This is a genomic window from Leifsonia psychrotolerans (genome assembly GCF_013410665.1).
Classification (GTDB): domain Bacteria; phylum Actinomycetota; class Actinomycetes; order Actinomycetales; family Microbacteriaceae; genus Cryobacterium; species Cryobacterium psychrotolerans_A.
In genome coordinates this window covers 2999299-3013268 of sequence record NZ_JACCFM010000001.1, presented here as the reverse complement: position 1 = coordinate 3013268, position 13970 = coordinate 2999299, and the positions used below count along the sequence as shown (strand labels likewise).

The 13970-nt window shown below is 62.9% G+C and carries 14 protein-coding genes and 2 tRNA genes; 7 read left to right on the top strand and 9 right to left on the bottom strand.

Annotated features, from left to right (window positions below; all coding sequences use genetic code 11):
- Nucleotides 1-39 precede the first annotated feature (39 nt).
- Nucleotides 40-113 (top strand) — tRNA-Ile (locus HNR05_RS13775).
- A 27-nt stretch (nt 114-140) separates the two neighbouring features.
- Nucleotides 141-213: transfer RNA gene (locus HNR05_RS13770), tRNA-Ala, on the top strand.
- Between the two features lie 286 nt (nt 214-499).
- Here the strand turns inward: HNR05_RS13770 and HNR05_RS13765 are convergent.
- Entirely contained in the window at nt 500-1042 is a 543-nt protein-coding gene (locus HNR05_RS13765; protein ID WP_179579664.1) for a hypothetical protein, read from the bottom strand.
- A gap of 146 nt (nt 1043-1188) precedes the next feature.
- Here HNR05_RS13765 and HNR05_RS13760 point away from each other — a divergent pair, with 146 nt between their 5' ends.
- Entirely contained in the window at nt 1189-1728 is a 540-nt protein-coding gene (locus HNR05_RS13760) for a peptidylprolyl isomerase (RefSeq protein WP_179579663.1), read from the top strand.
- Between the two features lie 218 nt (nt 1729-1946).
- Entirely contained in the window at nt 1947-2591 is a 645-nt protein-coding gene (locus HNR05_RS13755; RefSeq protein ID WP_343062602.1) for a rhomboid family intramembrane serine protease, read from the top strand.
- A gap of 87 nt (nt 2592-2678) precedes the next feature.
- Here HNR05_RS13755 and HNR05_RS13750 read toward each other — a convergent pair whose 3' ends face one another.
- Complete coding sequence (locus HNR05_RS13750) at nt 2679-2924, bottom strand: cell division protein CrgA (protein WP_179579662.1); 246 nt, start codon at nt 2922-2924, stop codon at nt 2679-2681.
- 97 nt (nt 2925-3021) lie between these two features.
- Here HNR05_RS13750 and HNR05_RS13745 point away from each other — a divergent pair, with 97 nt between their 5' ends.
- The 3 genes from HNR05_RS13745 to HNR05_RS13735 are packed head-to-tail and all read left to right on the top strand — an operon-like array spanning nt 3022 to nt 4647.
- The gene (locus tag HNR05_RS13745; RefSeq protein WP_179579661.1) at nt 3022-3843 is read left to right on the top strand and encodes a class E sortase; all 822 of its coding nucleotides are present in this window, start codon (nt 3022-3024) and stop codon (nt 3841-3843) included.
- Between the two features lie 7 nt (nt 3844-3850).
- Entirely contained in the window at nt 3851-4012 is a 162-nt protein-coding gene (locus HNR05_RS13740) for a hypothetical protein (protein WP_179579660.1), read from the top strand.
- Nucleotides 4009-4647: an anthranilate synthase component II gene (locus tag HNR05_RS13735; RefSeq protein ID WP_179579659.1), complete on the top strand. Its 639-nt coding sequence runs from the start codon at nt 4009-4011 to the stop codon at nt 4645-4647. Before HNR05_RS13740 ends, HNR05_RS13735 begins: the two co-directional genes overlap by 4 nt.
- Nucleotides 4648-4700: 53 nt before the next feature.
- On the opposite strand, the gene pknB is transcribed toward HNR05_RS13735, so the two are convergent.
- Genes pknB through HNR05_RS13700 form a run of 7 tightly spaced genes read right to left on the bottom strand, consistent with a single transcriptional unit; the run spans nt 4701 to nt 13616 of the window.
- Nucleotides 4701-6398, bottom strand: coding sequence for a Stk1 family PASTA domain-containing Ser/Thr kinase (gene pknB, locus HNR05_RS13730; RefSeq protein WP_179579658.1), 1698 nt, complete (start codon nt 6396-6398; stop codon nt 4701-4703).
- Nucleotides 6399-6446: 48 nt separating this feature from the next.
- Entirely contained in the window at nt 6447-8177 is a 1731-nt protein-coding gene (locus HNR05_RS13725; protein WP_179579657.1) for a serine/threonine-protein kinase, read from the bottom strand.
- On the bottom strand, nt 8174-9625 hold the full coding sequence (locus HNR05_RS13720; RefSeq protein ID WP_179579656.1) for a peptidoglycan D,D-transpeptidase FtsI family protein: 1452 nt from the start codon (nt 9623-9625) through the stop codon (nt 8174-8176). The genes HNR05_RS13725 and HNR05_RS13720 overlap by 4 nt, the downstream gene beginning before the upstream one ends.
- Nucleotides 9626-11038, bottom strand: coding sequence for an FtsW/RodA/SpoVE family cell cycle protein (locus HNR05_RS13715; protein WP_179579655.1), 1413 nt, complete (start codon nt 11036-11038; stop codon nt 9626-9628).
- On the bottom strand, nt 11022-12251 hold the full coding sequence (locus tag HNR05_RS13710) for a PP2C family protein-serine/threonine phosphatase (RefSeq protein ID WP_179579654.1): 1230 nt from the start codon (nt 12249-12251) through the stop codon (nt 11022-11024). Before HNR05_RS13710 ends, HNR05_RS13715 begins: the two co-directional genes overlap by 17 nt.
- A gap of 4 nt (nt 12252-12255) precedes the next feature.
- On the bottom strand, nt 12256-12861 hold the full coding sequence (locus HNR05_RS13705; protein WP_179579653.1) for an FHA domain-containing protein FhaB/FipA: 606 nt from the start codon (nt 12859-12861) through the stop codon (nt 12256-12258).
- Entirely contained in the window at nt 12858-13616 is a 759-nt protein-coding gene (locus HNR05_RS13700; RefSeq protein ID WP_179579652.1) for an FhaA domain-containing protein, read from the bottom strand. Before HNR05_RS13700 ends, HNR05_RS13705 begins: the two co-directional genes overlap by 4 nt.
- Between the last annotated feature and the right edge of the window lie 354 nt (nt 13617-13970).

Genomic DNA, 13970 nt, shown 5'->3' with positions numbered 1-13970 from the left:
TTCGGGCAGATTCGGGTAGTCTCGTTTCTGCCCGTTCAGGGGGATATAGCTCAGTTGGTTAGAGCGCTTCGCTGATAACGAAGAGGTCCCAGGTTCAAATCCCGGTATCCCCACAGATGATTACTTTCGAGTGACCATTCGGGGCCATAGCTCAATTGGTAGAGCGCCTGCTTTGCAAGCAGGAGGTCCGGGGTTCGATTCCCCGTGGCTCCACAAAAAGTAAGACCCTCACCCTGACGGGTGGGGGTCTTTTTGTATTCTCGGCGGACTATTCGGGGCGAGTTCCAGGTCGGTGTTTCTACCGCATCCATCGAGGTCAGCCTTTTCGGTCGAGTTCGTCCGGCGTGCCAGGCGAACTCGACCGCAACGGGGTAAATCGGCGGAAGGGGCTTCCGGTGCACTCGCCGGAGAGGAGCACGGGCACGGCGCACGGGCGTCGTCCAACGCAAATGGCCCGCATCCTGAGATGCGGGCCATTCGATAAGACTCAAGCCAGGCTCTACGCCTCTGCCTTGCCCGACAGGGCGTCGAACTCGTCGTCGGCGACCCAGAGCTCGTCATCGGCCCTGAACGTCTGCCATACGGCGTACGCGACGCCAACGGCCGCGGCGATGCCGATGCCGAGGGCGATGTACGTTCCCGCACCGGCACTTTTCTTCTCCGCGACGACAGGCTTCTGAAACTGGAACCGGTTCAACGCGGCGCGCACGCGGGCATCCCGGGCGATATCGCCGACCGACATGACCGAGCCAATCGCGGTACCGAGTCCATTACCAATGCCCGGCAGAACCTCGCCGACCAAGCGACGACGCACGTCGGCGGCCAGGTCTTGCGCTCCATGCACTCCGGGGAGCACGTAGTGCTCGTAACCTTCGCGTACGCGGGGCACGACTTCTTCGCGAGTGAGATTGCCAGCCTGACGGCCGGCTTCGCGGGCCACGGCGTTAGCGTGATCCATTACTTGCTGCTGGTGTCCCCACAATTCGTCTGCGCTCTTGCGCAGCTTTGTGAGTTCCTTGCGGCGCTTGCGTGACAGGCTCATCTGGACCCTCCATCGATGTCATCTGGCGAACACTGACCATCTTGCCACTGAATCGACTGGGAGCGCTCTGAGTATCTGCCAGGTGTGCACATTTGCTGCACTTCGCGTCACCTGTGTGTGAGGGCTGTTGTGTAAGAATTGTTGCTATGTCTAAGCACACCGCGGTAGCGACTCTCAACACTTCTCTCGGACCGATCAAGGTCAACCTCTTCGGAAACCACGCCCCGAAGACCGTCAAGAACTTCGTCGGCCTCGCCACCGGCGAAATCGAATGGAAGCACCCCGGCACCGGTGAGACCTCGACGGCGCCGCTCTACGACGGCACGATCTTCCACCGCATCATCAAAGACTTCATGATTCAGGCCGGCGACCCGCTGGGTCAGGGAATCGGCGGCCCCGGCTACCAGTTCGACGATGAGATCAACCCCGAACTCGACTTCACTCAGCCGTACGTTCTGGCCATGGCGAACGCCGGCATCCAGGGCGGTCGCGGCACCAACGGGTCGCAGTTCTTCATCACGGTCGTCCCGACAACCTGGCTGCAGGGCAAGCACTCGATCTTCGGCGCCGTCGAAGATGAGGCGTCGCGGGCAATCGTCGACCAGCTCGCCACGGTTGCCACCGATGGCCGTGACCGCCCCCTCGAAGACGTGGTCATCGAGAGCATCACCGTCGAGCAGGTCTAGGCGCTTTGTCTCTGCCTGGGGTGCCGCGAGCGGATACCAATTTTTGCTATCGGCACCCCGATCGGCAGAGCTTCGTGCTCTGCCAGCGATGTGGACGCACCATCTGCGGTGAATGCCAAACACAGGCCGCCGTCGGAGTGATCTGTCCCGAGTGCATGCGGGAGCAGCGCCAAAGTGCGCCGCGCACCAAACCGGCCATTCTGACCCGGTTGAATCGAATGACCGGTGACGGAACCCCGGTCGTGACCTATTCGATCATCGGCGTCACGTTCTTCGTCTTTCTGTTGCAGCTGATTCCACCGCTCGGTGTGACGTCCGCGCTGCAATATGCGGGGCTCTATTCCTATCCTTTTGCCTTCGAACCGTGGCGCATGGTGACCACAGCCCTCGTGCACCAGGTCGGCGGCTTCCCTTTCCACGTGTTGCTGAACATGTACACGCTCTGGATCTTCGGATCCATGCTCGAACGGATGCTCGGTCGAGGGCTCTACATCAGCCTCTACCTGATGGGCGCCGTCGCGGGCTCACTTGGAGTGCTGTTTCTCGCAGATCCGCGGATTCCCGTCGTTGGAGCATCCGGCGCCATCTTCGCTGTGATCGGCGCATTCCTCGTGATTCACCAGCGCCTGGGCAACAACATGACCCAGCTGATCGTGCTGATGGGGATCAACCTGGTGATCGGTTTCATTCCCAGCTTCGGCATCTCCTGGCAGGCCCACGTGGGTGGCCTGATCGGCGGGGCGATCTTCGGGCTGATCGTCGTGCAGACCCGCAAACGACACCAGAAGAAACTACAGACCGGTTTGCTCGTGGCGCTCGGAGCGGTGCTCGTGCTGCTGAGCTGTGCGAAGTTCTTCGCCTAACCTCCGAGGACAGTTATCCACAGGAGTTTCCACATGGGGATAATTACACCGGTGTAATTGCCCTGCGGAACCTGGCTGACCGGGGAATTAACGCCAGCGCGTGGTCATCAGAAAGCCCACGAAGGCGATTCCAAAGCCCACCAGAATGTTCCACGATCCGAGAGCGGGAACGGGGGCGACCCCCTGGCTCACATAGAAAACAATGATCCAGATCAAACCAAGAATCATGAACCCGAACATGACGGGTTTGAACCACACGGGGTTCGGGGCGTCCTCGCCTGAGCGGGCAGCCTCGTCGCGTGCGGGCTTGGTGCGGGGTTTCGTACGTGCCATGCCAGAGATTCTACCTTCATCAGTTCGATGAACCTGCCTCCCCTCGCCGACGGGGGTCGTCAGTTTGTGCAGGGAAGGCCCGATTAGAATCGAGATCATGACCGACGACTCCGAGTTCCCGGCGGAACTCCCCGTTCCTCCGCGCCATGCACGTCGAGGTGCGCGTCCGCGCCGCCCGGTCACCGTCGTCGGGGTTTTAGGAGAATTGCTTATCACCGGCGGTGTGTTGGTGCTGCTCTTCTTGGGCTGGCAGCTGTGGTGGAACGACATGATCATGGCGAATGCTCAGACGAACTCGGCAACCGACTTGAGCCAAAATTGGATCCAACAGAGTCAGATCACGGCCAAGCCGGTCGACCCGACGACGCCCCCGGCCGAGCCTCAAGACTTCGGTGAGCCCGTTGTCGCCACTCCGCCGGCCGAGACGGAGACGTTCGCCGTGATGTATGTGCCCCGCTTCGGCGCGGACTACCACCGCACCATTGCCTCGGGAGTCGGCACCAACGTTCTGAACAGCTCTCGTTCGGGAATCGGCCACTATCCGTCGTCGCAGATGCCCGGTGAGGTGGGCAACTTCGCTGTCGCAGCGCACCGCAGCGCGAACGGCGGCGCCCTGCACCTGATTCATGAGCTGCAGCTCGGTGATGCCATCTATGTGCAGACGGCGGACGGCTACTACACCTACCGCTTCAGGGACCTGGAGTATGTTCAGCCGACTGCTGTCGATGTGATCGGGCCGGTGCCGGGGCAACCCGAGATGGCCCCGGTTGACCGATTCATCACCCTTACGACCTGCAACCCCTTCTATTCGACAGCAGAACGCATTATCGCCTACGGCGTTTTCGAGTCGTGGCAGCCTCTCTCTGCCGGCGCCCCCACCGAGTTGGCGTCGATCATCGCCGCACAGGCCAAGGGCTAGGAGTCCCGTGTACCTCTCAATCTGGCGTGTGCTCCCGGGCCCGGTCTGGCTGCGCATCCTCTTTTCACTGATTCTGATCGGCGCGGCCTTATTCGCCCTCGCAACGTGGGTGTTCCCGTGGATCGACGCATTCATTACCAGCCAGGAAGTGACGGTGGGTGGCCCATGACCCGAATCCTTGTTCTCGATAATTACGACAGCTTCGTCTACACGCTCAACGGCTATCTGATGGAGCTTGGCGCCGTCACCGAGGTTGTGCGGAACGACGATTTTTCGGCAGCGGATGCCGCGGCTCGGCTGGCCGACTACGACGGCGTTCTCATCTCACCCGGACCCGGCAAGCCGGCTGATGCCGGCGTGTCCATTGCCGTGGTGAAGGCGGCTTTCGACAGCGGAACCCCGTTGTTCGGGGTGTGCCTGGGCCACCAGGCCATCGCGGAGGCCTTCGGGGCAACGGTGACCAATGCCGAGGAGCTGATGCACGGCAAGACCTCGCTCGTGACACACGACGAGAGCCCGTTCTATGACGGAGTGCCACAGCCATTCACTGCAACGCGCTATCACTCGCTTGCCGTCGTCGATTCGACGGTGCCCGACGACCTCATTGTCAGCTCGCGCACCTCGGGCGGCGTGATTATGGGTCTGCGGCACGTGTCAGCCCCTCTTGTCGGCGTACAGTTCCACCCGGAATCCGTTCTGACCGAGGGCGGTTACCGCATGCTCGGCAACTGGCTCGCGCTAGCGGGTCTTACCGAGGCCCGTGAGACGGCGAAGAATCTGAATCCACTGCTGCGTCTCAACTGAGCCGGGTCAGGTCCTCTGGGGGTCGTGTGGCGGGTGTGAGCCGCGCTGACCGCTCAGCCCGCGCAGTAGGTGAGCGTGACGGAGGAGCGCTGCGGCACGTCGCCGGCCGCCACAGACTGTTTGCTCACCGGAGAACCGGCTGAGGAATCACAGCTGTAATCCGGTTCGGGAATCGGCGTGAGCTGCAGTGTGGCGCCGAGCAGTAGATCTGACGCTGCTGACAGCGACTGACCGACCAGGTTGGGAAGTGCCACCTCGCCGCTTGAAACAACGAAATTGACGGTGCTGCCGACCATCGCTGTGCCACCACTGGCCGGATCGGTGCGCAACACCACATCGGCGCCGACTGTCGGGGAATTCTCTGTGGTCACCGAGCCGGCGGTGAGCCCCGCCGCGGCCAGCGCGGCCTGGGCATCGGCGATCGACATATTCGTCAGGTCGGGAACTGTCACCGTTTCGGCGCCGGTCGAGACCACAACGGTGATCACTTCGCCGGGCTGAACGATTGTTCCAGCGGGCGGATCAGTACGAATTACCTGATCGGATGGCACGGTGGGACTGCTCTCGGTGGACTTTTGAGGCTTGAGATCCAGGTCGAGAAGAGTATTTTGGGCATCTTCATAGGTTTGCCCGGTGAGCGCCGGTATCTTGCGTGAATTGTCGGGAATATCGGTGGACGGTTGAAGCGAGAAGACCCAAAACATCACGGCAATGACGATGACGATGACGCTCAGAATGCCACCCCAGATCCAAATCACGGGCGGACGGCGCTGCGTGCGCACCATCGTGTTGTCTTCGGAGAGTTGCTTGAGAGCGAGTTCAGAGCCCGATACGACCGACGGCGGCGGACCGAAGAGACCGCCCGAGGCATCGTCATCAACACGGTGAATCGGGATTTTACCCGACCCGGCAATGTCGACATCCGTGCGGAAGTCGACAGCACTCTGGAACCGGTCGAATCGATCCTTGGCCAAGGCGTGCATGACCACGGTGTCGAGTGCGGGAGAGACTTTCGGGTTGATCGAGCTGGGCTTGACCGGGGCTTCGCTGACGTGCTGGTAGGCGACCGACACGGGGGTCTCGCCGCGAAACGGTGGACGACCGGTGAGCATCTCGAACAACACGACACCGCTCGAGTACAGATCGGTGCGGGCATCGACCGACTCACCCTTGGCCTGTTCGGGCGAGAAATACGAGGCCGTACCGAGAATCGCCGTGGTCTGGGCCACCGTCGTCGATGAGTCGGAGATGGCGCGGGCAATACCGAAGTCCATCACCTTGACCTGGCCGGTCTTGGTGATCATGATGTTGCCGGGCTTGATGTCCCGGTGCACGACACCGGCGCGGTGCGAGTATTCGAGGGCGGTCAGCACACCGTCGATGATTCGCACGGCCTCATCGGACTCGAGCGGGCCCTCGGCAATGATGTCTTTGAGCAGTCGGCCGTCGACGAACTCCATGATGATGAACGGAACCTGCGTCTCGTGGCCGTTCGACTCGGTGACCGTTTCTTCACCGGCGTCGAAGACGCGCACGATTGTGGGGTGCGCCATGCGGGCGGCCGCCTGTGCTTCCTGGCGGAAGCGGGTGCGGAACGCCGGGTCGATGGCGAGCGAGGACTTGAGGAGCTTGATCGCCACCGCGCGACCGAGCCGAGAATCCGTGCCGATGTGCACATCGGACATGCCGCCGCGCCCGATGAGCGCACCCACACGGTAGCGACCCGCAAGCAGGCGCCCTTCCTCAGTCACTTCGCGACTCCTCGGCTATTCGAAACGATGTTGACCATTCTGAGTGGGTTACTGCTTGGGCTTCGTGGCGGGCGGAGCTTCTTCAGTGGTGACCGTCACCTGGGCGCTGTCGGGGGACCATCCGGACTCCACCTGGCCGCAGAAGTAGCGGACTTTGACGGTGAAGTTGGTGGTGCCGGCCGTGACCGTCACCTTCGTGACATCGGCGCTGGTCGGGTTGGATGAGGTGATGGTGGCGTCGCCGGTGGCAATCGCGGCCTCGTAACCTGAGAGCGTCTGACCGCTCGGGCAGGACTGGGCCGACCAATTGATCTCGACAGTGTCGCCCGTGACCACGGTAGACGCGGACGTGGTGGGCGCTAAACTCGGTGTGTCGGGCGTCGCCACAGGTCCGTAGACCTTGAGAGTGATCGTCGTGCCCTTCTGCACCGGGCCGGTCGGATTCACGAAGTACACCGTGTCGACCTGATCCTGGGTGGTGGCAGCGTTGCCCACCTCGACGTTCGCGACGAGTCCCAGGGCCACCATCTTCGCGCTGGCGTCGGCACTCGGGAAGCCCTCAAAATCACCGGGCGACACCATGACCGTGGTGACCGGTGGCGGAGTGCTGACGGTCGGTGACGGAGTAGCAGAAGGGGGCTTGGGCGCCGGGGCCGACGAGGATGTCTTTGCCGGCTCCGGGGTGCCGTTTTGGCTGACCAAAGCGAAGATGCCGCCGCCGAGTACCAGCAGTAAGATCGCGATGAGCGCGATCAAAGGCCAGGTCCACGGGCTGCGCTTCTTCTTTGTCTCGGCTTCTTCAGCCGCGGCAGCCGCTGCGGCTTCGGCACGGGTACCCGGTGTCGCTGCCGGCAGGATGGTGGTGGCCTGGTCGTCGCCGAGACCCGGGAACAGCATGGTGGCGGCGGTTGGCGTGTTTCCAGCGAGCACGGCGGGCACGGATGCCGCCGCTGCGGCGATGTCGCCACGACGCAGAGCCGTCGCCGCGCGTGCCAGATGAGCGGCCGAGGCCGGGCGTTCCGCGGGGTCTTTCGCGAGGCAGGCGAAGACAAGATTGCGTACGGGTTCCGAAACGGTTGCCGGAAGATCGGGGGCAACGTCGTTGATCTGCGCCATGGCGATGGCGACTTGCGATTCGCCGGTGAACGGGCGACGGCCGGCGAGGGCCTCATACGCAACGATGCCGAGTGAATAGATGTCGGTGGTCGGTGAGGCCGGACGGCCGCTTGCCTGCTCGGGGGAGAGGTACTGCACCGTTCCCATCACCTGGCCGGTCGCGGTAAGCGGAACCTGGTCGGCGATACGGGCAATACCGAAGTCGGTGATCTTGACCCGGCCATCCGGGGTGATCAACAGGTTGCCGGGCTTGATGTCGCGGTGCACCAGGCCTGCGGCGTGTGCCGCATGCAGTGCCGCAGCCGTCTGAGCGACGATGTCGAGCACCTTGTCGGCGGGCAGAACATGTTCGCGCTCGAGCACGGTTGAGAGTGCTTCGCCGGGAACGAGCTCCATCACCAGGAAGGCACTGCCCTCTTCTTCGCCGTAGTCGAACACGTTGGCGATGCCTTCATGGTTGACGAGAGCAGCATGGCGCGCCTCGGCACGGAAGCGTTCGAGGAAGCCGGGATCGCCCAGGTATTCATCCTTGAGGATCTTGATTGCAACTTGACGGCCGATAACGAGGTCAGTGGCCTTCCACACCTCGCCCATTCCACCGATGGCAATCCGCGACGCCAACTCGTAACGCCCCCCGAAGGTGAGCCCTGTTGTCGGTCTCATTTATTCAGCACCGCCTCTAGTACCTTCTGTGCAATTGGCGCGGCAAGTAGGTTGCCGTACCCCGTCTGGCCGAGCCCCCCGCCGTTCTCCACGAGAACGGTGATCGCGAACTTTGGATCGTTTGCCGGTGCGAAACCGGTGAACCACAGTGTGTACGGCTCATCAGCGCCGTTCTCTGCAGTACCCGTTTTTCCGGCCACCTCAACCCCGTCTATTCTTGCATTGCTTGCCGCTCCATCTTGGACACCGTTGACCATCATTTGCGTCATTGTTGCGGCAGTCTGCTCACTGATCACCCGTTGCATCACTTGCGGTTCGAAAGTTTGCCGCGGGCTGAGGTCGGGGGCCAGGACTTGGTCAACAAGGTTGGGCGCCAGAAGCACTCCTCCGTTGGCAATCGTGGCCGACACCATCGCCATTTGCATCGGTGTTGCGGTGACGCTGCCCTGACCGAATGCAGACAGAGCGAGTTCAGCCTCGGACTGCGGACGCGGGTAGTCGCTCTGGGCCACGGTGAGCGGGATCGTGTAATCGGTGTTGAACCCGAACTTCTCGGCCATCGCGCGAATTGCGGGTGCCCCGAGCTGAAGACCCAACTCGGCCATCGGGATGTTGCAGGAGAGCCGTAAGGCCGTAGCGATGGTGACGGTATCGCCGCCACCGCATGTTCCGCCGCCCGAATTGATCACGATCGACGTCGAGCCGGGCAGCTGGAAGGTTCCGAGGTTCGGGAACGCAGTGTCAGGGGTGAACTTTCCCGACTCAAGTGCGGCGGCCACGACGACAAGTTTGAAGACAGAGCCGGGAGGGTTCAGTTCATCGATCGCCCGGTCGATCAGGGGACTGTTCGGGTCGTCCACCAGTGCGTCATAGCGTGCGTTGACGACTTTGGTGTCGTGCACAGCCAACTCATTCGGGTCGAAGCTGGGTTTCGACACCATGGCCAGCACGCGCCCGGTCCGCGGCTCCGTCACAACGACCGAGCCGGTGTAGTCACCGAGGGCATCCCACGCCGCTTGCTGAGCGACGGGATCAATGGTGGTCTCGACTGCCGCGCCCTTGGGGCTCTGCCCCGTCACGATGGCGCTGATCTGGTCGAAGAACTGCGCATTCGAGGTTCCGCTCAACTCGCGGTTCAACGCGGCTTCCAAGCCGGTCGGCGCCCCGTTGACCGGGAAGAAACCGGTGATGGGAGCGTACAGTGGCCCGCTGCTGTAGGTGCGCTGGAACTTGTAATCGTCAGCCACTGCCATTGACTGGGCGACGGGTTCACCGGCGACGAGAATCGGGCCGCGTTCAACCGAATAGCTGTTCAACAGCGTGCGCGTATTGCGAGAATCCGCGGCGAGGTTATCGGCCTGCAACGCCTGAATGACGGTGGTCGAGCTGAAGAGAGTGAGAAACATCAGAAACACAATGATGCTGACCCGTTTGAGTTCGCGATTCATTTAGACCACCAGCCGAGGTTGGTTGCGCACCGTGTCGGACAGGCGCAAAAGCAGGGCTGCAATGATCCAGTTAGCCACGAGCGACGAGCCACCGGCCGCCAGGAACGGCGTCGTGAGGCCGGTCAGCGGGATGACGCGGGTGACGCCGCCGATGACGATGAAGCACTGCAACGCAACGACGAACGCCAGGCCGACGGCGAGAAGTTTGCCGAAGTCGTCCTGACCGGCGAAACCGATTCGGAAGCCGCGGGCCACGAAGAGCAGGTACAGGCAGAGGATGACGAAGATGCCGGCGAGGCCGAGCTCTTCACCGAGGCTCGCAACGATGTAGTCGCTTTGCGGAACCGGGGTGATGTCGGGGCGACCCTGGCCGAGCCCGGTGCCGATCAAACCGCCGTTGGCGAGGCCGAACAGGCCCTGCACCAATTGGTAGCTGCCCCCGTTTGCCGAGTAGACGGCGGGATTGAAGGCATCCAACCAGTTCGTGAAACGGCCGTTGACATAGTCGAGCGTTTGGCTGGCGATGAGTGCGCCACCGATGAACAGGCTGAGCCCGAGCACAACCCAGCTGAGCCTCCCGGTGGCGACGTAGAGCATCACCAGGAACAGGCCGAAGTAGAGCAGCGCGGTGCCGAGGTCGCGTTGAAAGACGATGACCGACATCGACAGCGCCCAGACGACGAGAATCGGGCCGAGGTCACGGAGACGCGGAAACGTCATGCCGAGGAATTTGGTGCCGACCATGGCCAAACTGTCGCGGTTCTGCACCAGATATCCGGCGAAGAACACGGCCAGCGCGATCTTTGCGATCTCACCGGGCTGGAAGGTGGCAAAGTCACCGATGCCGATCCAGACCCGCGCGCCATTCACCTCGTGTCCGAGGCCGGGAACGAGGGGCAGCAGCAGCAGAACAACCGCGACGAGGCCGGCGATGTAGGTGTAGCGGAACAGGATGCGATGGTTGCGAATCACGAGCATCACCGTGATTGCGCAGAGGATGGCCAGAGCGCTCCAGACGATCTGCCGCACCGAGGCGCTCGCCCATCCGGATTCATGCTCGGCAATGTCGATGCGGTAGATCATGGCGATGCCGAGGCCGTTCAGCACCGTGACGATGGGCAGAATGAACGGATCGGCGTCCCGGGCGGTGAAACGCATCACGATGTGCAGGGCGAGCACAAGGACAGAGAGCCCGGCGCCGAGCAGCACCAATTGGGTGTCGATGTGGCCGAGCGCTCCCAGCTGAACCAGAACAATCGAGCCGGCATTGATCGCGCAGGCGATGAGCAGCAGAAAGAGCTCGAGGTTGCGCAGTTTTTGGGGCAGGTGCAAGCGTTTGATGGCGCCGGTCTTCGGACCTGTCGCCCGTGGCGACGAGTCGGTCACTGCCGATGTATTACGGAGTGCGGGCATTTTCAAGCCGTTCGACGATGAGTTGGGCATCCGCCAATGAGGGGGCGCTGATGGTCTGCTCGACCTGCTGCCGGTCATACACCCGCAGGCTTGCCACCGGCAGATCGGTTTCTTCATAGACGCTGGAGAGCGAGAGCGGACCAAGGTCTTGCTGCACACCCTGAAAGATGGCCACATTCTTGCCCTCGACGCCGATGAAGTAGCGAGTCTGAGTCCACTGGTAGCCCACCACACCTGCGCCGGCAATGACCAACACCAAGAGAATGATGCCGGTCAGCCAGGTGATGCGGCGGCGGCGCAGCCGGCGGGCGTCTTCCTCGATGAGTTCTGAGAGGTAGTCCTGAGAATCGGGCTCGAAGTGGGATTCCCGCACGGGGTGCAGACGCAGGGCCGGCAGACGCAGGGGCCGATTGCGCACGGGCTCCTCGCCGAATGCGAGCGGGGCGGATGCCGAGCCGACGACGACTGGCTCGGCCGTGCGGAGGGCGCCGTCCTCGATGTCGACGACCACGATGGTGACGTTGTCGGGAGCACCGCCATCCAACGTCTCTTTGATCAGTCGATTGCCCACAGCCAGGGGACTCGCGCCGCTGGACAGTGCTGCGGCGATGGCCGCGGGGGAGACCACGCCACTCAGCCCATCGGAGCAGATCAGCCAACGGTCGCCCGGCAACGTGGTGAGGATCGAGGTGTCGACCTCCGGCGAGGACTCGACATCACCCAGCACCCGCATCAGCACAGAGCGGCGCGGATGCACCATGGCTTCCTGCTCGGTGATCCGGCCGCTGTCGACCAGGCGTTGCACGAAGGTGTGGTCGACGGTGATCTGGCTCAGTTCGCCGTCGCGCAACAGATAGATGCGGGAATCACCGATGTGGGCGATCACGACCTGGTCGTCGAGCACGATCATGGCGCTGACCGTGGTGCCCATTCCGGTGAGTTCGGTATGTTCGAAAACCGTTTCGGCGAGTTGCGCATTTGCGGCGATCAGGGCGGATTGCAGAGCGAATTCGGCGTCCTGCGCAGACGTGTATGCGACATCCGCTTGCATCACGCGCTTGGTGGTGATCGCCGAGGCAACGTCACCTCCGGCATGGCCGCCCATACCGTCGGCGACCACGAAGAGGGTGTGGCCGGCGTATCCGGAGTCCTGATTATTGGATCGGACCTTGCCAACGTGGGAAACGGCCGCGCTGTGACTGACAGTCGCCATGCACCTACCGCCGAAGCTCGAACGTCGTCGCGCCGATTTTCACCGCGGCGTTCAATGGCACCGGGGTCGGCACGGCGACGCGGACGCCGTCAAGAAACGTGCCGTTGGTGGAATCGAGGTCTTGGATCATCCATTCCCCGTTCCACAGCATCAGCCGGGCGTGATGAGTGGAGGTGTAGTCGTCACGGATCACGAGGCTGGAATCGCTCGAACGGCCGATCGTGATCGACTCGGAGCTCAGCGGGAATTCGGTGCCCACCTTGGGGCCCGAGGTGATCACGAGGCGAGTGGCGTTCTGTGAGGTCGCCTTCTCGCCGGGTGCACCAGCGCCGGCGGCGGCGGCGGTGAGGCCGGCCAAGCCGCCCAGGCTCGGTGCAGGAACGAGGGTCGGTTCGGTGTACGCCGCCGCTGCCGGCACCGGGGCGTGGGCGGCAACGGGCATGACGGGAGCGGCCGGGTGAGGGAGAGCCGCGGCATCCGTGGGCAATTTGCGCACCCGGCGGCCGAACAAGTCACTGCGGAGGGCGTACACGATGCCGAAGACGAACAGCCACAGCACCAGGAGAAAACCCAGGCGCAGCACGAGAAGGGTAAGTTCACTGACGCTCATGCGGAAGGCCCCCAGAATCCGCCCATGTCAGGGCGGTCGGCGGGCGGCGTGACGTGCGCGGCGGGCGCGGCGGGCTGCTGCGAGGCGGATGTCGACTGCGGGACGACACGGAACACGATGGTGGTGCGCCCGATGGTGACGGTGGAATCGGGCTCAAGAATGGCCTGCTTGACGGGAACACCGTTCAGCTGGGAGCCGTTGGTGGAGCCCAGGTCTCGCACTTGGGCGCGGTTGCCATCCCAGATGATTTCTACGTGCCGGCGGGAGGTGCCGGTGTCATCGATGGTGATATCGGCGTCGCTGCCACGGCCAATCACGGTGCGCGACTTCGTCAGTGGGTAGCGCTTGCCGTTGATGTCGACCACCGGGGTCCACGAGACGCCCCCCTGCACGGTGCTGGAATCGATCTGCACCATTCCCTCGGAGAGACCGGGGTCGGCGGTGAGCACGATCGACAGGCCGCCGGCGAATTGATAGCGCTGCGAGGTGGCGTGCTGAGCAACGAGCTGGGTCAGTTCGTCGGTGAGGGCCGCGCCGAGGCCGTTCATACGTTGAAAGTCGGCCGGCGCCATGCGCACCACAAAACGGTTGGGCGCGAGGATGCGGTCGCGGGAAACGACCGCCGCTTTGGTGTCGAGCTCGCGACGCAGAGCGGAGGTGATCTCCACGGGCTGCAGGCCCGATTTAAAGGTCTTGGCGAATGCGCCGTTGACGGCGCGCTCCAAGCCTTTTTCAAAGTTATCCAGAATGCCCACAGGTCTCCCGATCCGGTCCGTTTGGCTATGAGCATGTTACTTGTCTCGAGTGATACTCGCCTGTAGGGGGCGAGCGCACGAAATGTCATCCTACGGGGGTAACGCTGTGTGCCGGGTGGTGATAGAAGGGGCGTCGCTCAATTCGGCACGCGGACGGACCGAAAACAGGCAAGGCGGGTCACCCGTGCGCAATCAGGCCTGCTCTGGCTCACGAATGCACAAATTGGCCTGTTTTCGCTCTCCCTCGAGCGTGCGAAGACGCGTGGCCGCGCGGGGTGTCGGTGTTGAAATCGGGCGGATGCTGTGGGTTGCGCCACGCAGACGCTCACCGCTTTTCCCCGCGCGACACGGCCG